The organism is Phytobacter sp. RSE-02, assembly GCF_040578655.1.
In the GTDB taxonomy this organism is placed as follows: domain Bacteria; phylum Pseudomonadota; class Gammaproteobacteria; order Enterobacterales; family Enterobacteriaceae; genus Phytobacter; species Phytobacter diazotrophicus.
Map to the genome: position 1 here is coordinate 16,218 of NZ_JBEULY010000010.1, position 22,519 is coordinate 38,736.

Sequence of the window (22,519 nt, forward strand, 5' to 3'; positions counted from 1 at the left end):
AAGGAGTTCCCCCTGGAACACATTTCCACCACGACGCTGATCGTCACCCTGATCATCATGGTGGTGATTTCGGCGTACTTCTCCGGTTCTGAAACCGGTATGATGACCGTTAACCGTTATCGCCTGCGTCATCTGGCAAAGCAGGGCCATCGAAGCGCTAAGCGCGTCGAAAAACTGCTGCGTAAACCTGACCGACTTATCAGCCTGGTATTGATTGGCAATAACCTCGTCAACATCCTCGCCTCTGCGCTGGGGACTATTGTTGGTATGCGTTTATACGGTAACGCTGGCGTGGCAATTGCAACCGGTGTGCTGACCTTTGTCGTGCTGGTATTTGCCGAAGTCCTGCCAAAAACCATCGCCGCTCTTTATCCCGAAAAAGTCGCTTTTCCCAGTAGCGTTCTGTTAGTACCGCTGCAAATCATTATGATGCCGTTGGTCTGGCTGCTTAATGGTGTGACGCGGGTTCTGATGAGGATGGTGGGTATCAAAGCTGATGTCGTTATCAGCGGGGCCCTCAGTAAGGATGAGTTGCGTACCATCGTGAACGAATCCCGCTCCCAGATTTCCCGACGCAACCAGGACATGCTGTTGTCGATACTGGATCTGGAAAAAGTAAGCGTCAATGACATCATGGTGCCGCGTAGCGAAATCGTTGGTATCGATATCAACGACGACTGGAAGTCGATCGTGCGCCAGCTTACCCATTCGCCGCATGGCCGTATCGTGCTCTACCGGGATTCGCTTGACGATACCATCAGCATGCTTCGCGTGCGCGAAGCCTACCGCCTGATGACGGAGAAAAAAGAGTTCACCAAAGAGGTCATGCTGCGCGCCGCTGATGAGATTTATTATGTGCCGGAAGGTACGCCGCTCAGCATTCAACTGGTGAAATTCCAACGCAATAAAAAGAAAGTCGGCCTGGTCGTGGACGAATACGGCGATATTCAGGGGCTGATTACGGTTGAAGATATTCTTGAAGAGATTGTTGGGGACTTTACGACATCTATGTCACCGTCGCTGGCCGAAGAGGTAACACCGCAGAATGACGGGTCTGTGATCATTGATGGCAGCGCCAACGTACGTGAGTTGAATAAAGCCTTTAACTGGCAGTTACCGGAAGCAGAGGCCCGGACAATTAACGGGATGTTACTTGAAGCCCTGGAAGAGATCCCGGCCGCCGGCACCCGTGTGCGCATTGAACACTATGATATCGATATTCTCGATGTGCAGGACAATATGATTAAGCAGGTGCGGGTTATTCCGGTCAAATCCCTTCGCGACAGCGTGGCGGAATAATGCTTATAACCCTCTCCCGGCAGGGAGAGGGTTAACGTGAGGGGAAAGTTAACCCTTCGCTTTCGCCACCGTCACCATCGCGGCACGAATCGTACGGCCATTGAGGGTAAAGCCTTTTTGCATCACGCCCAGTACGTTGCCCGGCGCCACCTCTTCTGACTCCACCATCGCGATAGCCTGATGCACATTCGGATCCAGCGGAACGTTGGTATCGGCCACGACTTCCACGCCGAATTTTTTCACCACATCCAGCATAGATTTCAGCGTCAGTTCAATACCTTCGACCATGGAGGACATGTCGGCATTGTTCTTGTCCGCAACTTCCAGTGCGCGATCCAGGCTATCAATTACCGGCAGCAGTTCGTTGATAAATTTTTCCAGCGCAAATTTATGCGCCTTTTCAACGTCCAGCTCGGTACGACGACGCAGGTTTTCCATTTCTGCTTTCACACGCAGAATACCGTCACGCTCACGGTTCTGCGCTTCAATCAGTTGCGCTTCGAGGTTGGCAATCTTCTCATCGCGCGGATCCACCTGCTCAGCAGAAGCGTCTGGTTCAACCGCCTCAATATCTTCGTGCTGATCCATGATAATTTCTTCCGGGGCTTGCCCGTCAGGCGTTTTCTGTTCTTTACTACTCATGAATTTCTCCGCGTTTTTTCGCATTCATCTCGCTAACTTCGCTTATTATGGGGATCAGTTTCCGGGTTTCAAGGGAACGCGACAGATTGTCATCATTCATTTGGCACAAGGACCACCAGAAAATGGCTCATCATTTCAAGTGTATTGGTATTGTCGGTCATCCACGTCACCCCACCGCGCTGACCACACATGAAATGCTCTATCGCTGGCTGTGTACAAAAGGGTATGACGTCATTGTCGAGCAGCAGATTGCACAAGAGTTACAGCTTAAAAACGTGCGTACCGGTACGCTGGCCGAAATTGGTCAGCAGGCGGATCTCGCGGTTGTCGTCGGCGGTGACGGTAATATGCTTGGCGCCGCACGCACGCTGGCGCGCTACGATATTAAAGTCATTGGCATCAACCGTGGCAATCTGGGCTTTCTGACAGACCTTGACCCCGACAACGCACAGCAGCAGTTGGCTGACGTTCTGGAAGGTTATTATATTGCGGAAAAGCGCTTTTTGCTGGAAGTACAAGTCTGCCAGCAGGACTGCCAGAAGCGCATCAGCACTGCCATCAATGAAGTCGTTCTCCATCCGGGTAAAGTTGCCCATATGATTGAGTTCGAAGTTTATATTGATGAGGTTTTTGCATTCTCCCAACGTTCAGACGGCCTGATCATCTCCACGCCGACAGGTTCCACAGCCTACTCGCTTTCAGCGGGCGGCCCAATCCTGACCCCTTCACTGGATGCCATCACTCTGGTGCCCATGTTCCCGCATACGCTCTCAGCACGCCCGCTGGTCATTAACAGTAGCAGCACCATTCGCCTGCGTTTCTCACACCGTCGTAGCGATCTGGAAGTAAGTTGCGACAGCCAAATCGCGCTGCCTATTCAGGAAGGCGAAGATGTATTGATTCGACGCTGCGACTACCATCTCAATCTGATACACCCTAAAGACTACAGTTATTTCAATACATTAAGCTCGAAACTCGGCTGGTCAAAAAAATTGTTCTGAAAACGTGCCCCAGGGCTTTACTGTATATAAAACCAGTTTATACTGTATTTAAACACAGTTATGGTTATTCATACAGGAAAGCAACCATGTTGGCACAACTGACTATCAGCAACTTTGCGATTGTTCGTGAACTCGAGATCGACTTCCATAGCGGAATGACGGCTATCACGGGTGAGACCGGCGCAGGTAAATCCATCGCTATTGATGCGCTGGGGCTTTGCCTGGGTGGTCGTGCCGATGCCGACATGGTGCGCGCGGGAGCTGCACGCGCTGACCTGTGCGCGCGTTTCGCCCTGAAAGATACGCCTGCGGCACAGCGCTGGCTGGAAGAAAACCAGCTTGAAGACGGGCGTGAGTGTTTACTTCGTCGCGTTATCAGCAGTGACGGGCGCTCTCGTGGTTTTATCAACGGCACGGCAGTTCCCCTTTCGCAATTGCGCGAGTTGGGGCAGTTGCTGATTCAAATCCACGGCCAACACGCGCACCAGTTGCTCGTAAAATCTGAGCATCAGAAAGCGTTGCTGGATGGCTACGCAGGTGAGTATGCACTTACTCAACAGATGACAGAACATTACCGTCAGTGGCATACAAGCTGCCGCGAGCTGGCGCAGCATCAGCAGCAAAGTCAGGAGCGTACCGCGCGTGCCGAACTGCTGCATTATCAATTGAAAGAGCTGAACGAATTCAACCCGCAGCCGGGTGAATTTGAACAGATCGATGAAGAGTACAAACGCCTCGCCAACAGCGGTCAGTTACTTAGTACCAGTCAGCATGCGCTGAATTTGCTGGCCGACGGCGAAGATGCCAATCTGCAAAGCCAGCTCTATAACGCACGCCAAATGGTTACCGAACTGGCAGGTATGGATGCCAGCCTGTCCGGCGTTCTCACGATGCTCGAAGAAGCGGCAATTCAGGTCAGCGAGGCCAGCGATGAACTGCGTCATTACTGTGACCGTCTGGACCTCGACCCGAACCGCTTGTATGAGCTTGAGCAGCGTATTTCAAAACAGATTTCGCTGGCACGCAAACACCATGTCAGTCCGGAAGCACTGCCGCAATTTCATCAGGCATTGCTGGAAGAACAGCAACAGCTTGATGACCAGGCTGACTCCCAGGAAACCCTGAAGCTTGCGGTGGCGAAGCACCACCAACTGGCACTGGACGCAGCCCGTCAGCTTCATACGCAGCGGGTACACTACGCGCAAGAGCTGGGACAATTAATTACAGACAGCATGCATATGCTCTCGATGCCCCATGGGGTATTTGATATCGACGTCAGCTTTGATGAGCACACGCTCACGGCAGATGGTGCAGACCGTATTGAGTTCCGCGTTACAACAAACCCCGGCCAGCCCTTACAGGCTATTTCTAAAGTCGCTTCCGGCGGTGAGTTATCACGTATCGCATTAGCCATTCAGGTCATCACCGCGCGGAAAATGGAAACCCCGGCGCTGATTTTCGACGAAGTGGATGTAGGGATCAGTGGTCCAACGGCAGCGGTCGTTGGCAAACTTCTCCGCCAGTTAGGCGAATCTACCCAGGTGATGTGCGTAACTCACCTGCCTCAGGTTGCGGGCTGTGGGCACCATCACTTCTTTGTTAGCAAAGAGACCGATGGCGCAATGACCGAAACACATATGCTGCCTTTAGATAAACGCGCACGTTTACAGGAACTGGCACGGCTGTTAGGCGGTAGTGAAGTCACCCGAAATACACTGGCAAATGCGAAAGAGCTACTCGCTGCGTAAACTTTTTGCCATTAGTAAGGTCTCAGTACACGATAAATTCGCCGTCAGACCAGGTAGCAAAGGTTTTAAACTGGCTAAAGGTCTATTATTATCGGCACATTACAAATGAGCCACGTACTGTTCGGGCCCGAAAAGGAATCAAATCACTATGCGCTGTAAAATGCTGACTGCTGCCGCAGCGGTTCTTCTGATGTTGACCGCAGGCTGTTCCACTCTGGAGCGAGTGGTTTACCGTCCTGATATCAATCAGGGGAACTACCTGACTCCGAATGACGTTTCTAAAATCCGCGTAGGGATGACGCAACAGCAGGTTGCATACGCATTGGGTACGCCGATGATGACCGATCCGTTCGGAAGCAGTACCTGGTTCTACGTATTCCGTCAGCAGCCAGGGCACGAAGGTGTGACCCAGCAGACGCTGACTCTTACCTTTAACAGCAGCGGCGTATTAACCAACATTGATAACAAACCCGCACTGACAAAAGAGTAATCGCAGGATTAGAAATGGCGCCCAATGGCGCCATTTTTCATTTCAGGGGAAGAGAAGATGGCCGTGCCAGAAAGCAAAACTGCCTTACTGGAAGCAATGGAAAAATCGGCAAGCGCTCTGCGCAAAAAACTCATCCGCATTCCGGCGGACATCGCTTATCAGCAATGTCTGGAAGGGCACGTGGCCGGTAGCCGCATGAGTGTTGCTAATCTTGTCAGCTATCTGATTGGCTGGGGAGAGCAAGTTCTCATCTGGCACCAACAGGAAGCCGCGGGCGAAGAAGTAGACTTCCCGGCAAAAGGCTTTAAATGGAATGAACTGGGGAAACTTGCACAAAAATACTACGCTGATTACCAGCATATTACGTCATGGCCAACGCTGCTTGCCATGCTGGAAGAGAATCAACAGCAACTGGTATCACTGGTGAATGGCTTTAGTGACGATGAGTTGTACCACCAACTCTGGTACGGAAAATGGACACGAGGACGTATGATTCAATTCAACAGCGCCTCACCGTATAAGAATGCCAGCGCCAGGCTGAACAGCCTGTTAAAAACGCTCGCCGAAGCCTGAACAGACCTATTTCTTCGCCGCTCTCTCCGCGCGCTGCCTGCGCAATTCTTTCGGATCAGCAATCAACGGGCGATAAATTTCGATACGGTCACCATCAGCAACAACATCTTGCAGTTTCGCCGGGCGACTATAAATGCCCACTTTGTTGCGGCTGAGATCGATATCTGTACGTAACTCAAGCAGGCCAGAGGCAACAATCGCATGTTCGATGGTTGCCCCTTCTTCCAGGCTCACCCGCTGCAGGTACTGCTTTTCCGGCAACGCATACGCCACTTCCACCACAATCTTACCCGGCACTGTAGACCTCTTTCGCACGTACGGTAAAGGCATCTACCATATTGGCGGCCAGCTCTTTGAAAATACGACCAAACGCCAGCTCAATCAGCTTATTGGTAAATTCAAAATCAAGGTTAAACTCGATGCGGCAGGCATCCGCTGATAGCGGCGTAAACTTCCAGCCCCCCATCAACCTCTTGAATGGACCATCGACAAGGTGCATCAAAATGGTTTGGTTTGCCGTTAAGGTATTTCGCGTTGTGAAAGTCTTGCTGATTCCCGCTTTCGAGACATCCACTGCCGCCGTCATCTGCGTAGGGCCGGACTCCAGCACGCGGCTACCCGTGCACCCCGGCAGAAACTGCGGGTAAGATTTCACATCGTTAACCAATTCATACATTTGTTCCGCGCTGTAAGGCACCAGTGCAGAGCGACTAATCTGAGGCATAGCATTTCCTGCGATCACACAATCATCAAATAATAACATTTCCCATACATGAAAGGAAAACGCTACGCCGGAACTCGTGCTAAGATAACGCGTTGAACCTCACAGGATGCAATGAGGTCTTTTTGGATATCAGATTACCAATGGCTTCACGACACTTATGACGAAGAAAAAAGTACACAAACCCGGTTCCGCCACCATCGCGATGAATAAGCGCGCCCGCCACGAATATTTTATCGAAGAAGAGTTTGAGGCGGGTCTGTCTCTGCAGGGCTGGGAAGTCAAATCCCTGCGAGCGGGCAAAGCCAACATCGGCGACAGCTATGTGATTCTGAAAGATGGCGAAGCATACCTGTTCGGTGCCAACTTCACCCCGCTGGCGGTGGCTTCGAGCCACTATGTTTGCGACCCAACCCGTACGCGTAAGTTGCTGCTTAACCAACGTGAACTGGATAGCCTCTATGGTCGCGTAAACCGCGAAGGTTATACCGTTGTCGCGCTTTCGCTGTACTGGAAAAATGCCTGGTGTAAAGTCAAAATCGGCGTTGCGAAAGGCAAGAAACAGCATGATAAACGTTCCGATCTTAAAGAACGTGAATGGCAACTGGATAAAGCCCGCATTATGAAAAACGCAGGCCGCTAATGACGCCCACCGGATGCTTCCGCAGCGGGAGTGTCCGGGCAACACAACTTTCCCGCAGCGCCTTTCTCACTTTGGGTGTAGAGAAATGTTTGAACATCAAGATTTCTCGTATGTCATGCCCTTCTCTTCCCATATCGCTTCTCTGAATTTACTCTCTGAACGTAATCATCTTTATTCGTAACGATATCAGTGGTTATTGTTCACATTCTCGCCAGACAACTCTGGCAAAAAGCGTTACAGCGATATGGACTGGTGTGCTGCGTCATAAATCTGTTATACTTAGCGCAACACTTTTGGGGCTGATTCTGGATTCGACGGGATTTGCGAAACCCAAGGTGCATGCCGAGGGGCGGTTTGCCTCGTAAAAAGCCGCAAAAAATAGTCGCAAACGACGAAAACTACGCTTTAGCAGCTTAATAACCTGCTCTGAGCCCTCTCTCCCTAGCTTCCGCTCTTAAGACGGGGATCAAAGAGAGGTCAAACCCAAAAGAGATCGCGTGGAGGCCCTGCCTGGGGTTGAAGCGTTAAAACTAATCAGGCTAGTCTGGTAGTGGCGTGTCTGTCCGCAGGTGCCAGGCGAATGTAAAGACTGACTAAGCATGTAGTACCGAGGATGTAGGAATTTCGGACGCGGGTTCAACTCCCGCCAGCTCCACCAAAATTCTCCATCGGTGATTACCAGAGTCATCCGATGAAGTCCTGAGAGCCCGCACGGCGTAAGCCCTGCGGGCTTTTTTGTTGTATACGCCCGATCCTGCATAGGATTGACACGTTCCGTTCGTTTAGCAAAACTTATCCCTGCGCCTTGTCTGTTCCATCGCAGGGGAGAAAGGAATGCATATTATCGAAACCGCGCTGTCGAGCCGCGTCCCTGTCTGGTATGCGTTATCAGAGCTTTTCACGGGGCGGGAACTCCAGGACTATGACTATCGATGGATGGCCCAAGTAATAAAGGAATCCGGGCTTAGCCGGGAAACCATCTTCATGATCCTGGATGAGGAGGTTGCCCCAGTCCTCCAGGTTAATATTATTTATAACCCAACACCGGTAATGGAAGGTTGGTCAGTAGAAGATATTAAAAAGCGTGTAGCTGAGTATATAAAGAAAAAACCGACAATCATCGAGCGGATCATTCCGGCCCGCTTGCTATTAAAACAGCGTCGGAAGCACATTCACTATGAGCTAAACAGACTTCTTGTCGAGTTGGATAAATGCACTTTGCAAAAAGCGTGAAGAGAAGACGACCTGCAGTTGGTATTTCTTAAAGCGCTATTTCACACGCTTAGCTTGCCGCTTATCAAGTACCCTACATCTTCCTGACGCGACGGGTTGGCCTGAACAAACTGTGCGACATGATTTTGAATTCGCGACAAAGCGCACAAATCTTTCTCATTCTATTTCGAATATAAGCAAAGCGTGACGGCCAATTACCGGGAGTAACGGTATTGATGAGAAAAAAGACCCGTTACGAAAGGGGTTTTCTGCGATGACTACCCATAAAATTGATAAGGATGAGAGAAGTGGTTATGCTTTTTACTGAGCAGCGAAATACTCTACTTAGAAAAAAAAGAGTAATGACACTAAAAGACAGACATTTCCATTCATAATTTGCTATAAATTATTTTGCATCGGCGGTATATATATTGTGTCCACCTGAGAAACAAAAGTGATACGCTCGTTTGGTTTCCAGGAACCATTCGCAAAGAAGCAATTCGAAACACCACCAAATTCAAGTAAAAGGATCTGCAAATGTCAGAAGCACTGAAAGCCTTAAACAACATTCGCACACTGCGTGCTCAAACGCGTGAAGTTAGCCTGGAATATCTTGAAGATATTCTCGAAAAGTTCACGGTCATCGTTGAAGAACGCCGCGAAGAAGAAGCCTCTCAGCGTAAGGAACTCGAGGATAAACAGGCAAAACTCGAAGCCTTTCGTGTGAAACTTCTTGAGGAAGGCATTGACCCGGCAGAGCTCATCTCCTCCTTAAAAGGACAGGCGACAAAAACAAAATCGACCCGTGAGCCTCGCCCGGCGAAATACAAATATATCGATGAAGACGGCAGCGAAAAAACCTGGACAGGCCAGGGCCGCACGCCTAAAGCGATTACCTCCGCGCTCGAGAAAGGGAAAAAACTGGAAGATTTCGCAATCTAATATCCAGCAATGGGGGGAGTAATGCTCCCCCGCAACGCTATGAAATTCTTTCTATAGCGGAACTCGCCCGCCCTGCCGATAACACAAGATGATTGACCATCAACTAGGGAATAATCTTAAGTGCGTGGCAGTAAATTAAAACCCACCGCCATATTCTCCCTTGTACTACTGCGCTTTATCGCACTCTCCTGATATATTCATATCCCCGTCGCGGCAAGTCGGTTTAGCTGTGTAATCCTTTACTCTCCATTACAATAAAACTATCCGTGCCTAATATAAGCAACAGAGCCTGATAAACAGATGTTCAGGTTACTAGGTCAAGACGGACCAATAACATCCCGGGTCGGTTCCCGTAAGGCCGGACCATTAAAATTAATACCCGGTGCAATATACTTTTGAAACGTAACGGCTCAGCATCAAGCCGATGCTGACACCCGACTGTCAAATAACCAGGCAGGATAAAATGGCAGCCAGCCACGAAAGTCTTCCTCGCTCCCCATACCTGGCGTATTGCGAAACAACCCCGCCGTTAAATCGCTTTTTCAGCGAGGAAAATTTTTTACCCCAGGCGAAACTTTCCCGCGACATCCAGCGAACTGTCTATGAGCGTTAAATTCCCTAACCCCGTGGAGCGCAACATGACACCGATGAAAAAACTCTTTTTGAGCCTTACCTCTGCCGTACTGCTTAGCGTCTCAATGCCGATGTTCAATGCCCAGGCCGCATTGCCAACCGGTGCGCAGGCCCCCGATTTTCAATTGCAGGGCGCACTGGCGGGCAAGCCTCTGACGTTCTCACTGAAACAGGCACTGCAAAAAGGCCCGGTTGTGCTCTATTTCTTCCCGGCGGCATTCAGTAAAGGCTGCACCATCGAAGCCCACGCCTTTGCCGAAGCCACGGATGACTTCAAAAAACTGGGCGCGACCGTCATTGGCGTGACCGCAGGTAATGTGGACCAGGTAGATGAGTTCTCTAAACTGGAGTGCCGCGATAAGTTCACCGTCACGGCTGACCCAGGCGCAAAAGTCGCCTCGGAGTACCAGACGCTGATGCAGATGAATGGCAAAACCCTTTCTGACCGGACCTCATTTGTTATCGCGCCGGACGGTAAGATCCTGCTGAGCTACACTGACAGAAACCCGGAAACGCATATCCAGAAAACGATGGATGCGGTGAAACAGTACGCAAATTCGCACTCGTAAAAAGCGGACGTCAACCACCCCATTAGCCATCAGAGACTCACTATGTTAACCGCAATGCTGGCCGCCTTCGCAGGCGGCATTATCCTTAATTTTATGCCCTGCGTTTTCCCGATAATCTCGCTTAAGGCGCTGGGGCTGGTTCGCCATTCACACAGTACGGTGCAGACGCGCAAAGAAGGGCTTGGCTTCTTACTCGGCACGGTTGTTACCATGCTGATACTGGCCGCGGTTTTGTTAGCCCTGCGCGCGGGCGGTACCGCCGTCGGTTGGGGGTTTCAGCTCCAGTCGCCGCTGGTGATTGCCTTCCTCGCACTGGTTATTTTGGGCGCTGCGCTGAATTTACTTGGCGTGTTTGAAGTGGGTCTGTCGATGCAGCGCGCCGGGGAAATTTCCGTTGATCGCGGCGCGTTTGTCCGGGCGGCGCTAACCGGGGCGCTGTCGATCATTGTGGCAACCCCCTGTGCCGCCCCGTTTATGGCGGGTGCTATTGGCTATGCGCTGGTGCAACCACCTGCCATGGCGCTGGTTATCTTTTTTGCACTCGCACTCGGTTTCGCCGCGCCATTCACTCTTATCTCCCTCTTCCCGGCGTTGGGAAAATGGCTACCGCGCCCCGGTGCCTGGATGAATACGTTAAAACGTGGCCTGGCGTTTCCGATGTTCGGCGCCTTCGGCTGGTTGGTATGGGTGCTGGCTCAGCAGGCAGGAACCACCGCGCTCGCCGCGATTCTGGCGGCCGCTGTAGTGCTGAGTTTCGCCGCCTGGCTCTATGGTATGGCGCAGCAACGGCGCTTTGCCGGTAAGCGGCATCTCGCGTTGTTTGCAGTCACCGCTGCGCTGATTCTGGCAGTGATTGTTCCGCTGCCGTCGGTAATCAAAAATGGCGCCCCGCTTGAGACGACGGCACATGTCGAAGAGGTAAAATGGTCGCCGCAAAATGTGGCGGATAATCGTGGCCACGGCAAAGCGATTTTCGTCAATTTCACCGCATCCTGGTGTATCACTTGTCAGGTAAACGAGAAGACATCGCTGTCTACGCAGGCCGTGAAAGAGACACTGGCGCGCACGGGCACACTTTATATGGTGGCCGATTCAACCAAATTTAATGCCGATATCGATGACACGATGAACGCCCTGGGTCAGGGCAGCCTGCCGCTGTATGTGGTCTATCCGGCAGATGGCAGCGAACCGAAAATTTTGCCGCAGGTGCTTACCCCGTCGATAGTGGTCAACGCCCTGACACAGGCCAGCGGTAAAAAGACATGAAGCCGTAAATAAGGCGGGATATGCAAAAATATGAGGCAACACGTGAGCAATGGCCGCAATTGATGGCGCTTGCCCAGGCCGGCGATCAGGCGGCCTACACGCAGTTGCTAAAGGCGCTGGTACCGGTTATTCGCTCGCTGGTGCGTAAGCAGGTTGACGATGACATGCTGGTTGAAGATGTCATTCAGGATGTGCTGCTGACCGTGCACAGGGTACGTCACACCTACGATCCCGCTTCGCCTTTCTTACCGTGGTTGATGGCAATTGCCCATGCCCGTTCGGTTGATGCGCTGCGCCGTCGTGGCCGTCATCGCCAGCGCGAGCAAGACGGCAGCGAGGCGCCTGAGTACGCAAGCGAAGACCGTTATCTGGCCGCCAGCGTTGAACAACACCAGTCCCGGGAAGAACTCGCCATGCTGTTAAACCAGCTTCCGGCGCGCCAGCGGCAGGTAATTGAACATGTACACCTGCACGAAATGACCCTTTCAGAAACCGCGACGCGCAACAACCTGACGGTGGCGGCCGTTAAGTCTCTGCTGCATCGCGCATTAAGTAACCTTCGTCGGTTAGGAGCGCATCATGGCCGATCATGATCTTTTTATTGAGCAGTTAAGTCGTACTATCGAGCCCGTAAAACGTCCGTGGCAGCCAGGATGGCGGGTTGTAGCGTGGATCGTGATGGCATTGCCCTGTGGGGCGCTTGCCAGTTTACTGGTGCACCGGACCTTTACCGACTGGTCTCAGACAGGCGCCGCGTGGGTTATCTTGCAGCTATTTCTGACCTTTATTACCGGCGCGCTGGCTATCCGTAACGCCTTTCTGCTGAGCATTGCCGGGCAGCAATCCCTGAGCTGGAAATGGTTTACGCCGCTGGTTAGCCTCTGGCTCGCACTTTCCTTTGCCAATATGCAGTTGCATCACCACCTCCCGGTACAAGGCAGCGAGGTGGGAACAAATTGTTATCTCTTTATGGTTGTGGTGAGCGTGCCGATGATGGCGATCGTGATTGGTTATCTGCGCCGTACCCGCACGTTATTTCCCGCCCGGAGCCTGGCAGCCGCCGGGGCTGGCGTCGCCTGCATGGCGCTGACATTACTGGCCCTTTGCCACCCAACCCATGTGAGTGCGCTGGATTTTCTGATGCATCTCAGCGCCACGGCAACGATCATCCTGGGTACCATGCTGTTGGGCTATAAATGGGTGTCGCTGCCCCACCATTAAACGTATGCCGCACCTTTTGCTGCACAACACGCAGACAGCGCGCGGTTTTGCGTGCCGTCCCGACATTCACTGATAACAGCAGGTAACACTCTCCTCTGGGTCAAATGAGTGATATATTTTCACGCATTAACCCAAGGAGACGTCATGTCGGAATTTGATTCAATCGCGCAGGAGCTTCAGCGCCAGGCCGAAGCAGAAGACAAACGGCAACGAGAAGACGACAACGCATTGCTGGGCCGGGTACTGGAAATCTACGGACAAAAGTATGTGGCGGAACAGTTACGCAAACTGGGTCAAAACGAATGGAGTCGTGAAAGATTAAACCGGCGGGTCAACGGCAAAGGCACCCCTGCGCCATTGACCGCCGCCGAGGAAGCCTTACTGCGCAAAATGCTTCCCTCGCCGCCTGCACACCATCCGCATTATCAATTCCGCTTTATTGACCTGTTCGCCGGTATTGGCGGTATCCGCAATGGTTTTGAAGCCATTGGCGGACAGTGTGTCTTTACCAGCGAATGGAACAAAAATGCGGTGCGGACTTATAAAGCTAACTGGTACAACGACGAAAGCAGCCATCGTTTTAATCAGGATATCCGCGAAGTTACGCTGAGCGGTAAACCGGACGTCACCGACGCGCAGGCCTATGCGCATATCGACGAACAGATCCCCGATCATGACGTCCTGTTGGCAGGATTTCCGTGCCAGCCGTTCAGCTTAGCCGGGGTGAGTAAAAAGAACGCCCTCGGTCGCGCCCATGGTTTTGAATGCGAAGCGCAAGGCACGCTCTTTTTCGATGTCGCGCGGATTATTAAAGCCAAACGCCCGGCCATCTTTGTGCTGGAAAATGTCAAAAACCTGAAAAGCCACGATCAGGGGAAGACCTTTACCGTGATCATGAATACCCTTGATGAACTGGGGTACGACGTGGCCGACGCAGAAGCGACTGGTAAAGACGACCCGAAGATTGTGGATGGCAAACACTTTCTGCCCCAGCACCGCGAACGTATTGTTCTGGTGGGTTTTCGCCGCGATTTACAGCTAAAGCAAGATTTTACCCTGCGTAATATCGACCGCTTCTATCCGCGCAGCAGACCGACCTTCGGTGAGCTCCTTGAGCCCACTGTTGATGCGAAGTATGTGCTGTCGCCTAAACTGTGGGATTACCTTTTCCATTATGCGAAGAAGCACGCGGCAAAAGGCAACGGTTTTGGATTTGGACTAGTTGATCCTACTAATGCAGCTAGCGTGGCACGAACCTTATCTGCCCGCTATCACAAAGATGGCTCAGAAATTCTGGTCGATCGCGGCTGGGATAAAGCGCTGGGTGAAAGTAACTTTAGCGACGCCGCCAACCAGCAGCGTCGTCCGCGCAGGCTAACGCCACGCGAATGCGCGCGCCTGATGGGTTTTGAGAAACCTGGCGAAAAACCGTTTCGCATTCCGGTGTCGGACACGCAGGCCTATCGTCAGTTTGGTAACTCCGTGGTGGTGCCGGTGTTTGCTGCGGTCGCCCGGCTGCTGGAGCCCTCTATATTGCGTGCCGTCACTCTCAGGAAGGGGCAACCCACGCGTTGATATGGTCGAGCAAATGGGCAACATAGCGAGTGAGCTTAGGTAACGGACGGCGCTGCTGGCGATAAAGCAGCCACACCTGGCGCGGCTGTGGCGCAAAGTCCGTTAACACGCGTACCAGTTTGCCGCTTGCCAGTTCATCGGTCAGTAAGATCTCCGGCTGGAGTAATAATCCCGCTCCCGCAACAGCGGCAAGGCGCAATGCCTGCCCGTCATTACAACGAAATACCGGGTCTCGCCGCCAGGACATGTCGCCGTCAGTTCCCGGTAGTTTCCATTCGTTATTCGCGTTCCAGACCATATGCGACAGGCAGCGATGATGCTGTAAATCATCCGGCGTACGTGGCTCACCGTGCCGCGCCAGGTAATCGGGTGAAGCACAAATCACCATGCGATAAAGGCACAGTGGCTTTGCAACCACGTCATCGTTGTGTAACCCACCAATGCGGATCGCCAGATCGAATCCTTCATCAACCAGATCAACCCGTCGGTTGCTCAGATCCAGTTCGACGCGTACCTGCGGGTGCGCGTTAAGAAAGGAAGCAGTCAGTGGAGCCACCACGCAGGCGCCAAACGTCGTGGAGGCACTTACCCGCAACGTACCGGCGGGAGTATCGCGCAGCCGTTCAATGGAGGTATCCGCCATATGTACCTGCTCAAGCACCCGGCGTGCTTCTTCATAATAGACACGCCCGGCATCCGTCAGACTTTGTCGCCGGGTATTGCGCTCCACCAGCCTTGCGCCAAGCTGCTCCTCCAGCGCACCGATGTATTTCCCCACCATCACCGCCGACAGATTCAATTGACTTGCCGCCTGGGTGAAACTGCCACAATCCGCAACGGTAACGAACACTTCCATACTGCGCAGCTTATCCATATTGCTAACCCACAGTTAGTAATCAATTAACGTTTAGCTCATTTATCTTATAAATAATTAGAGGAAGAATAGCCACTACTGCAACAGAGGAGCATAGCGATGAAAATTTTACTGATTGGCGCAAGTGGTACCGTAGGTCGGGCGGTTGAGCAGGAGCTGAACCAGGGTCAGCATGACATTATCCGCGCAGGGCGCACCAGCGGTGATTTCCATGTTGATATCACGTCCGATGAGAGCGTGGCAGCACTGTTTGAAAATGTGGGGAGAGTCGATGCTATCGTCGCCACCACCGGCAATCTTTTCTTTGGGCCGCTGGAGAAAATGACCAGCCGGGATTTTTCGATTGGCCTGCAGGATAAATTGCTCGGCCAGGTACGTCTGGCGTTGACAGGGCAACATTACCTGAACGAGGGTGGCTCGATTACGCTAACCAGCGGGATTGTTGGCCAGGAGCCTATCGCGCAAGGGGTAAATGCCACCACGGTCAACGCCGCGCTGGAAGGTTTTGTGAAGGCAGCGGCGTGCGAACTGAAACACGGGCAGCGTATAAATGTCGTTAGCCCGACCATGCTGAGCGAATCGCAAGAAGCCTACGGCTCCTTCTTTCCGGGGTTTGAGAGCGTGCCAGCCGCGCGGGTGGCGCTGGCTTATCGCCGCAGTATTGAAGGCGTGCAGACAGGGCGTGTCTATACCGTGGGATATTAATCGCCCCTCATCCGTCAATGAGGGGGCTGCGGATTAGACATCCGTTTTCAGGCCCGTGACAAAACTCTGCCACTGCTCCTGTAGTGCGCTGAGATGGCCTTGCTCAATTTCACGGATGTAGGGTAACGAGCGATTTTTCTCAACCCAATTGTTGATTGAAGAGAACCAGGCATCACTGTCTGTGGTACTGGCGGTGAGGCTCAGCATTGCATTGCGGACTGTCTGGGAAGAGTGCGTTCCTTCGGCCAGTTGTGCGAGGGCATCCTGATGATGCTGTGCCTGGTCGCGATCCCCCAGGCTTTCCGACAGTCTGCTCGCCTGAGTCAGGACCACTTTGGTCATCTGATCGGCCTGTGAAGATTTATCACTAATAAACTGGGCGACAAATGCGCTTGCCTCAGTCTGGTAATCCGTTGCCACATACTTCTGTACTACCAGATTCAGCTTGGCTTGTGTTAAGGCCAGATCCATCGCATTGGTGGTGTAATCCCCGTTTTGGGTTGGGGATGTCAGGGCTTTATGCAGTGCGTCAGCCATCTCATCGGCGTTAACCGTGGCGTTCTGGAAAAAGGCCTGAAAACTGACCGCGTCATTAGCGGTGGCGGGATCGGAATAGAAATCACTGGCAAGGCTTGGTCCCGTTGGCATACGCGCTATCGCCTGGTTACGCAGGTTGAGCGCTTCGCGGGCGCTCGCGTCTATCTCTTCCTGCGTCGGCGGCGTTAAGTTATCCCTTGCTTGCGCCATCGCTTCCGGCGACAGACTGACCTCAACAGAATCCACTGGATCAACGTTTTTCCCCGTCACGGCATGCACCGTTTCCAAACGGGTAGTGGCAGGCATGTCCCTCAACGAGGCAGCCGAACTTACATCCTTAATGCTCATATCTTCTCCTTAGAATTGATGCCAAACGTATTTTTTATCGTCTCAATGGCGAAGAACTTTACGGACTTGCACAAAAAATTGGAGAAAATATTAGGTTAACAATACGTTATGAAAACATAAGGGCGAAAGCTCTCGCCCTTCGCCTCTTAGTCACGTGACTGAACCCAAAAAGCGTGAATCAGGCCAGGGAAATAGCCAAGCAACGTCAGAATTACGTTGAGAATGAAAGCCCAGCCAAAGCCTTTACCAATGAGTACGCCCAGCGGGGGCAGAATAATCGTAAAAATAATACGCCAGAAACCCATAACTTCTCCATTGCGATACAAATGCAGATGATTGTTAAAAAAGGAATTTAATGTAAAAGCTTAGCCAGTTTACGGAACACCGCCAGCCGAGCCTTGCGCTTTTACCCTCTTTTACGCAAAACAACATTTCATCAATAGCAGTCATCATCCGGCCCAACTGTACCTTGCGGGCAGTTCGCGCTAAGGTTTAATGACCAGGAAATAAGGAGGACAATATGATTACTGTTGGTGATGTAGTGCAGCCGCGTATTGGCGGACCGAAGTTAAAAGTCATTGAAGTGCATGAAGACCAAATCGTTGCCGTACCGGTGCATAATGACGCGGCAGAGAAAATTACCCTCAAAGCTGCGGACGTATCTCTTTATAAAGAAGACGGCGATTTCGGCGTCTGCTAATTCCTTTTTGCGGTGAGCATTTCTCACCGCAACTTATCTGTATTTCCCCACCCTTCATCACCTTTCTTTATGCAAAGAATCCGCATATTTACCCAACCAGAGAAACAGCATTTAACGCTAGAAAAAGCGTTTGTATAGCATAAAAAATGCTGCTGATTGAATTATGAACATCAGGGAAGGATTGTTTGCTAAAAGTACGCGTTGCCATAGTGAGTCATTTTGTGAATAACATCACAAATCCTCCATAAGCTAATGATATCAAATGCTTTTATTGCCCTTCCCAACAAAAATAACGAAATGCGCAAAAAACAGGCAAAGGCAGAGCAATTTATCCAGAAAAAGAAAATAAATAAAAATTATTAGCTAGTTGTTAGTTTATATCCAGACATATAATCTAGCACCATCAAATGTACCACAGCAAACCGCTAGTTACCGTCCGGTATCAGCTTATTTTCTCTTTTCAAGGAGCAGTACCATGTTCTCTTCGCAGTCCCGCCTGCGTCATGCCGTAGCAGACACCTTTGCAATGGTTGTCTATTGTTCGGTAGTGAACATGCTCATTGAAATATTCCTCTCTGGAATGACCTTCGAGCAGTCACTTTCATCACGTCTGGTTGCTATCCCGGTCAACATTATTATTGCCTGGCCTTATGGTCTGTATCGCGATGCGATCATGCGTTATGCCCGCCGTATTAGCCCGAAAAGCGGAATGCGAACACTGGCCGATGTTGTGGCGTATGTCACCTTCCAGTCACCGGTATATGTCGCTATTTTGCTGACTGTCGGCGCCGACTGGCACCAAATTGTCGCAGCGGTGAGTTCAAATGCGGTACTGTCGATGCTGATGGGTGCGCTGTACGGCTACTTCCTGGATTATTGCCGCCGTCTGTTTGGCGTGAGCTTTCAGCAGGCGAAAGCCTGAGGGTAGAGTGACAGGCCTGCGCCTGTCACTGCTTATTGAAACTCGCCGAACAGGCCCGATAAAAAACGCTCAAGCGCCAGCCGGGAACTGAAACCGTGTGGAATACCGTAATGTTCCTGCGCGTCCTCGCCTAAATATAACGGGAAGTTTTGATAGTGATCGCACGTCTTGATTTCCGAGGCGGGCTCCGCAAGGGACAGGCTTCGTTCTTTTAGCGTGGGGTGAATGATCAGCGCCGTACGTCCCATTCGCGCCTCTCGATTTACATACACATAATTGTCACCACGGCGGTAACCATAAGCTTTCGTCGTCGCAACATCCATTCTAAAACCCACTTTCTCAAGAACGCGTGCCACCTCATCGGGTCGTAAATACATATATTTTCCTCGTCATCTTTTTACTGCACCGCAACCTTACATTACTCAGCATTAGCAACGCTTTCAGAAAAGTCCATAAACGAGGGCAAATGCCGTTTCGGTGATTAGCGGCACAAAATTATGGTCTAAACTAAAATTCACATCGAAAACAAAGGAGGATCCGATGTTTAACAGACCTAATCGCAGTGATGTAGATGATGGCGTTCATGATATCCAGAATGATGTTCATAAACTGGCCGATAGCCTGGAAGATGTACTCAAGTCTCTGGGTAGCGATGCAAAAGACGAAGCGGATACCGCGCGTCGTAAAGCGCAGGCGCTGTTAAGAGAGACCCGGGCGCGTCTGCATGGTCGGACACCTGCACATCAGGCAGCGCGTGACGCGGTAAGCTGTGCGGGTACCTATGTGAAAGAGAATCCGGTCTATGCCCTGGGGGCAGTTGCCGCCGTCGGGATTTTCCTGGGTGCGCTGATTTGTAACCGCCGTTAACCCCCGTTTACTCTCCCCTCCTCAACCCCGGACGTGATGCACGTGCGGGGTTTTTTATTGCCTGCTGGCCTGTTTTACGCATATACAGCCCCCTCCTCGTTGCGCTCATCAACCAGGAAAAACTTATCTCAATTTCCTATATGTTGTGTGGTTGAAACTTTTATCAACTACATCTAGTATTCCTTTTAGTGACGAGCACACGACTGACGCGAACCTTCGCGCCGTTCTCTTATTTTAAATGGAAACACGAATCATGCGCATTATTATTTACACTCGAAATGACTGTGTACAGTGCCACGCCACAAAACGGGCAATGGAAAGCCGTGGCCTTGAATTCGAAATGGTGAATGTCGATCTTGTACCGGACGCCGCAGATGAACTGCGCGCAATGGGTTTTCGTCAGTTACCGGTCGTGGTTGCAGGTGAAACCCAATGGTCTGGCTTCCGCCCGGATATGATCAACCGCCTGCACACCGCGCCGCGTGTGGCCAGCGCATGAGCATCCTCGTCTACTTCTCCAGCAGCTCGGAAAACACGCAGCGGTTTATTGAGCGACTGGGGATGCCGGCGGTGCGTATTCCACTCAATGAGCGTGAGCGCATCCGGGTAGACGAACCTTACATTCTTGTTGTTCCCAGTTATGGCGGCGGCGGTACGGCAGGTGCCGTGCCGCGTCAGGTCATCCGCTTTTTAAACGATCAGCATAACCGTGCGCTGATTCGCGGCGTGATCGCCTCCGGCAATCGCAATTTTGGCGAAGCCTACGGGCGAGCGGGAGATGTGATCTCGCAGAAATGCGGTGTGCCGTATCTCTACCGTTTTGAGCTGATGGGAACCCAGCAGGACATTGAAAACGTGCGTAAAGGAGTGAGCGAATTTTGGCAACGACAACCGCAGAGCGCGTAATGCAAGCCGCACCGGATTACCATGCGCTGAACGCCATGCTGAATCTGTACGATAAAGCAGGCCGCATCCAGTTCGACAAAGACCACCAGGCGGTAGACGCGTTCTACAACAACCATGTCCTGCCCAATAGCATGACATTCGCCAGCCAGGATGAGCGCCTTAACTATCTGGTGCAGGAAGAGTATTACGATGAAAGCGTGCTGGCGCGTTATGATCGCGCTTTCGTGGTCGACCTTTTTGCTCACGCCCATGCCAGCGGTTTCCGTTTCCAGACGTTCCTTGGCGCATGGAAGTACTACACCAGCTATACGCTGAAAACCTTCGACGGCAAACGTTATCTTGAGCATTTCGAAGACCGCGTGTGCATGGTCGCGCTTACCCTCGCCCAGGGAGATAAAGTCCTGGCGCGGCAGTTGACCGATGAGATCCTGGCCGGTCGCTTCCAGCCTGCAACACCGACCTTCCTCAACTGCGGCAAAAAGCAGCGCGGCGAGCTGGTCTCCTGCTTCCTGTTACGTATTGAAGACAATATGGAATCCATTGGCCGCGCGGTGAACTCAGCGTTGCAGTTGTCCAAACGCGGCGGTGGCGTGGCCTTTTTGCTCTCTAATCTGCGCGAGACCGGTGCGCCGATTAAGCGCATTGAGAACCAGTCGTCGGGTGTAATTCCGGTGATGAAGATGCTGGAAGATGCCTTCTCTTATGCAAACCAGTTAGGCGCGCGTCAGGGAGCGGGTGCCGTTTATCTCAACGCGCACCACCCGGATATTTTGCGTTTTCTCGATACCAAACGGGAAAACGCCGACGAAAAAATTCGTATTAAAACGCTCTCACTGGGTGTGGTGATCCCGGATATCACTTTCCGTCTGGCAAAAGACAATGCTGACATGGCGCTGTTTTCCCCCTATGACGTGGAGCGCCTGTACGGCAAACCCTTCGGTGATATCGCAGTAAGCGAGATGTATGAGCAACTGGTCGCTGATGACCGCGTACGTAAGAAATATATCAACGCCCGCGATTTCTTCCAGACGCTGGCGGAAATCCAGTTCGAATCAGGCTATCCGTACATCATGTTTGAAGATACGGTGAACCGCGCTAATCCCATTGCCGGGCGTATCAATATGAGCAACCTGTGCTCCGAGATTTTGCAGGTGAATAGCCCGTCCACGCTGGATGAAAACCTGGACTACGTGGATATTGGTCACGATATCTCTTGCAACCTCGGCTCGCTCAATATCGCCCATACCATGGATTCGCCTGACTTTGGCCGCACGGTGGAAACGGCGGTGCGGGGCCTGAGCGCGGTATCAAATATGAGCCATATCCGCTCGGTTCCCTCGGTAGAAGCCGGGAATGCTGCATCACACGCTATTGGCCTGGGGCAGATGAACCTGCACGGCTATCTGGCGCGTGAAGGCATTGCCTACGGCAGTGAAGAGGGGCTGGATTTCACTAACTTCTATTTTTACACCATCACCTGGCACGCGCTGAATACCTCGATGATGATGGCCCGCGAACGCAACCAGCGTTTTGCAGGCTTCGAACAGTCGCGCTATGCCAGCGGAGAATTTTTCAATCAGTACCTGGAAAAGGACTGGCAGCCAAAAACAGAGAAAGTCCGTGCGCTTTTTGCCCGAAGCGGCATCACTCTCCCTGACCGCAATATGTGGGAGCAGTTGCGTGAGAACGTGATGCGCTACGGCATTTACAACCAGAACCTGCAGGCGGTTCCGCCCACCGGGTCTATTTCTTACATCAATCACGCCACGTCGAGTATCCACCCAATCGTGTCGAAAATTGAGATTCGCAAGGAAGGAAAAACCGGGCGCGTTTACTACCCTGCCCCGTTTATGACCAACGAAAACCTGGCGTTTTATCAGGATGCCTATGAAATCGGGCCGGAGAAGATCATCGACACCTACGCTGAGGCCACGCGTCATGTGGATCAGGGGTTGTCATTGACGCTGTTCTTCCCGGACACCGCCACCACGCGCGACATTAATAGAGCGCAGATTTATGCGTGGAAGAAAGGTATCAAGACGCTGTACTACATCCGCCTGCGCCAACTGGCGCTGGAAGGTACTGAAATCGAGGGCTGCGTGTCCTGCGCGCTGTAAGGAGAAAA

The 22,519-nt window shown here is 51.9% G+C and carries 27 protein-coding genes and 1 other RNA gene; 21 read left to right on the top strand and 7 right to left on the bottom strand.

Annotated elements, in window-relative coordinates; translation table 11 throughout:
* Positions 1-12: 12 nt before the first annotated feature.
* The gene (locus ABU190_RS19230; protein ID WP_090088910.1) at positions 13-1,299 is read left to right on the top strand and encodes an HlyC/CorC family transporter; all 1,287 of its coding nucleotides are present in this window, start codon (positions 13-15) and stop codon (positions 1,297-1,299) included.
* A gap of 48 nt (positions 1,300-1,347) precedes the next feature.
* Here ABU190_RS19230 and grpE read toward each other — a convergent pair whose 3' ends face one another.
* Positions 1,348-1,941 (bottom strand): nucleotide exchange factor GrpE, encoded by a 594-nt coding sequence (gene grpE / locus ABU190_RS19235; protein WP_039077564.1) that lies wholly within the window; start codon positions 1,939-1,941, stop codon positions 1,348-1,350.
* Positions 1,942-2,063: 122 nt separating this feature from the next.
* Between grpE and nadK the strand changes: the two genes are divergently transcribed.
* The 4 genes from nadK to ABU190_RS19255 all read left to right on the top strand — a co-directional run bounded on the left by nadK (position 2,064) and on the right by ABU190_RS19255 (position 5,753).
* Positions 2,064-2,942, top strand: coding sequence for an NAD(+) kinase (nadK, locus tag ABU190_RS19240; RefSeq protein WP_039077565.1), 879 nt, complete (start codon positions 2,064-2,066; stop codon positions 2,940-2,942).
* 86 nt (positions 2,943-3,028) lie between these two features.
* A complete protein-coding gene (recN, locus tag ABU190_RS19245; RefSeq protein WP_354692155.1) occupies positions 3,029-4,690 on the top strand; it encodes a DNA repair protein RecN in 1,662 nt (553 codons plus the stop codon).
* A gap of 148 nt (positions 4,691-4,838) precedes the next feature.
* Positions 4,839-5,180 (top strand): outer membrane protein assembly factor BamE, encoded by a 342-nt coding sequence (gene bamE / locus ABU190_RS19250; protein WP_039077567.1) that lies wholly within the window; start codon positions 4,839-4,841, stop codon positions 5,178-5,180.
* A 57-nt stretch (positions 5,181-5,237) separates the two neighbouring features.
* Positions 5,238-5,753 (top strand): ClbS/DfsB family four-helix bundle protein, encoded by a 516-nt coding sequence (locus tag ABU190_RS19255; protein ID WP_354692228.1) that lies wholly within the window; start codon positions 5,238-5,240, stop codon positions 5,751-5,753.
* Positions 5,754-5,759: 6 nt separating this feature from the next.
* Here the strand turns inward: ABU190_RS19255 and ABU190_RS19260 are convergent, their stop codons facing one another.
* The gene (locus tag ABU190_RS19260) at positions 5,760-6,050 is read right to left on the bottom strand and encodes an RnfH family protein (RefSeq protein WP_296414773.1); all 291 of its coding nucleotides are present in this window, start codon (positions 6,048-6,050) and stop codon (positions 5,760-5,762) included.
* Complete coding sequence (locus ABU190_RS19265) at positions 6,040-6,477, bottom strand: type II toxin-antitoxin system RatA family toxin (RefSeq protein WP_197718602.1); 438 nt, start codon at positions 6,475-6,477, stop codon at positions 6,040-6,042. The genes ABU190_RS19260 and ABU190_RS19265 overlap by 11 nt, the downstream gene beginning before the upstream one ends.
* A 157-nt stretch (positions 6,478-6,634) precedes the next feature.
* Here ABU190_RS19265 and smpB point away from each other — a divergent pair, with 157 nt between their 5' ends.
* The 9 genes from smpB (at position 6,635) to ABU190_RS19310 (ending at position 14,535) form a co-directional block, all read left to right on the top strand.
* Positions 6,635-7,117 (top strand): SsrA-binding protein SmpB, encoded by a 483-nt coding sequence (gene smpB / locus ABU190_RS19270; protein WP_039077570.1) that lies wholly within the window; start codon positions 6,635-6,637, stop codon positions 7,115-7,117.
* Between the two features lie 295 nt (positions 7,118-7,412).
* Positions 7,413-7,775: a transfer-messenger RNA gene (ssrA, locus tag ABU190_RS19275) on the top strand.
* 176 nt (positions 7,776-7,951) lie between these two features.
* A complete protein-coding gene (locus ABU190_RS19280; RefSeq protein ID WP_354692156.1) occupies positions 7,952-8,350 on the top strand; it encodes a hypothetical protein in 399 nt (132 codons plus the stop codon).
* 516 nt (positions 8,351-8,866) lie between these two features.
* Positions 8,867-9,271: an H-NS family nucleoid-associated regulatory protein gene (locus ABU190_RS19285; RefSeq protein ID WP_039077584.1), complete on the top strand. Its 405-nt coding sequence runs from the start codon at positions 8,867-8,869 to the stop codon at positions 9,269-9,271.
* 638 nt (positions 9,272-9,909) lie between these two features.
* Positions 9,910-10,473 carry a peroxiredoxin gene (locus tag ABU190_RS19290; RefSeq protein ID WP_039077585.1) on the top strand — a complete coding sequence of 188 codons (564 nt, stop codon included), beginning with the start codon at positions 9,910-9,912 and terminating at the stop codon, positions 10,471-10,473.
* 42 nt (positions 10,474-10,515) lie between these two features.
* Positions 10,516-11,739: a cytochrome c biogenesis protein CcdA gene (locus ABU190_RS19295; RefSeq protein ID WP_354692157.1), complete on the top strand. Its 1,224-nt coding sequence runs from the start codon at positions 10,516-10,518 to the stop codon at positions 11,737-11,739.
* 20 nt (positions 11,740-11,759) lie between these two features.
* The gene (locus ABU190_RS19300) at positions 11,760-12,332 is read left to right on the top strand and encodes a sigma-70 family RNA polymerase sigma factor (RefSeq protein ID WP_354692158.1); all 573 of its coding nucleotides are present in this window, start codon (positions 11,760-11,762) and stop codon (positions 12,330-12,332) included.
* Positions 12,319-12,960 (top strand): NrsF family protein, encoded by a 642-nt coding sequence (locus ABU190_RS19305; protein ID WP_354692159.1) that lies wholly within the window; start codon positions 12,319-12,321, stop codon positions 12,958-12,960. The genes ABU190_RS19300 and ABU190_RS19305 overlap by 14 nt, the downstream gene beginning before the upstream one ends.
* A 144-nt stretch (positions 12,961-13,104) precedes the next feature.
* Positions 13,105-14,535, top strand: a complete 1,431-nt coding sequence (locus tag ABU190_RS19310; protein ID WP_039077589.1) for a DNA cytosine methyltransferase — start codon at positions 13,105-13,107, stop codon at positions 14,533-14,535.
* On the opposite strand, the gene ABU190_RS19315 is transcribed toward ABU190_RS19310, so the two are convergent.
* Positions 14,510-15,409: a LysR family transcriptional regulator gene (locus ABU190_RS19315; RefSeq protein WP_354692160.1), complete on the bottom strand. Its 900-nt coding sequence runs from the start codon at positions 15,407-15,409 to the stop codon at positions 14,510-14,512. The two genes, ABU190_RS19310 and ABU190_RS19315, sit on opposite strands and share 26 nt — an antisense overlap.
* A gap of 99 nt (positions 15,410-15,508) precedes the next feature.
* Here ABU190_RS19315 and ABU190_RS19320 point away from each other — a divergent pair, with 99 nt between their 5' ends.
* A complete protein-coding gene (locus tag ABU190_RS19320; protein ID WP_354692161.1) occupies positions 15,509-16,114 on the top strand; it encodes a short chain dehydrogenase in 606 nt (201 codons plus the stop codon).
* A 33-nt stretch (positions 16,115-16,147) separates the two neighbouring features.
* On the opposite strand, the gene ABU190_RS19325 is transcribed toward ABU190_RS19320, so the two are convergent.
* Complete coding sequence (locus tag ABU190_RS19325; RefSeq protein ID WP_354692162.1) at positions 16,148-16,999, bottom strand: hypothetical protein; 852 nt, start codon at positions 16,997-16,999, stop codon at positions 16,148-16,150.
* Between the two features lie 146 nt (positions 17,000-17,145).
* Entirely contained in the window at positions 17,146-17,304 is a 159-nt protein-coding gene (locus tag ABU190_RS19330) for a YqaE/Pmp3 family membrane protein (protein WP_039077593.1), read from the bottom strand.
* 215 nt (positions 17,305-17,519) lie between these two features.
* Between ABU190_RS19330 and ABU190_RS19335 the strand changes: the two genes are divergently transcribed.
* Positions 17,520-17,699 carry a hypothetical protein gene (locus tag ABU190_RS19335; RefSeq protein ID WP_071194717.1) on the top strand — a complete coding sequence of 60 codons (180 nt, stop codon included), beginning with the start codon at positions 17,520-17,522 and terminating at the stop codon, positions 17,697-17,699.
* Positions 17,700-18,174: 475 nt separating this feature from the next.
* Positions 18,175-18,621: an L-alanine exporter AlaE gene (alaE, locus tag ABU190_RS19340; RefSeq protein ID WP_047369158.1), complete on the top strand. Its 447-nt coding sequence runs from the start codon at positions 18,175-18,177 to the stop codon at positions 18,619-18,621.
* Positions 18,622-18,653: 32 nt separating this feature from the next.
* Here the strand turns inward: alaE and ABU190_RS19345 are convergent, their stop codons facing one another.
* Positions 18,654-18,998 (bottom strand): DUF2002 family protein, encoded by a 345-nt coding sequence (locus ABU190_RS19345; protein WP_354692163.1) that lies wholly within the window; start codon positions 18,996-18,998, stop codon positions 18,654-18,656.
* Positions 18,999-19,161: 163 nt separating this feature from the next.
* Here ABU190_RS19345 and ABU190_RS19350 point away from each other — a divergent pair, with 163 nt between their 5' ends.
* From ABU190_RS19350 to nrdE, 4 genes are all read left to right on the top strand, one after another.
* Positions 19,162-19,488 carry a DUF883 family protein gene (locus ABU190_RS19350; RefSeq protein ID WP_354692164.1) on the top strand — a complete coding sequence of 109 codons (327 nt, stop codon included), beginning with the start codon at positions 19,162-19,164 and terminating at the stop codon, positions 19,486-19,488.
* Positions 19,489-19,741: 253 nt separating this feature from the next.
* Complete coding sequence (nrdH, locus tag ABU190_RS19355) at positions 19,742-19,987, top strand: glutaredoxin-like protein NrdH (RefSeq protein WP_354692165.1); 246 nt, start codon at positions 19,742-19,744, stop codon at positions 19,985-19,987.
* Positions 19,984-20,394 carry a class Ib ribonucleoside-diphosphate reductase assembly flavoprotein NrdI gene (gene nrdI / locus ABU190_RS19360; protein ID WP_354692166.1) on the top strand — a complete coding sequence of 137 codons (411 nt, stop codon included), beginning with the start codon at positions 19,984-19,986 and terminating at the stop codon, positions 20,392-20,394. Before nrdH ends, nrdI begins: the two co-directional genes overlap by 4 nt.
* Positions 20,367-22,511, top strand: a complete 2,145-nt coding sequence (gene nrdE / locus ABU190_RS19365; protein ID WP_354692167.1) for a class 1b ribonucleoside-diphosphate reductase subunit alpha — start codon at positions 20,367-20,369, stop codon at positions 22,509-22,511. Before nrdI ends, nrdE begins: the two co-directional genes overlap by 28 nt.
* Positions 22,512-22,519: the final 8 nt, after the last annotated feature.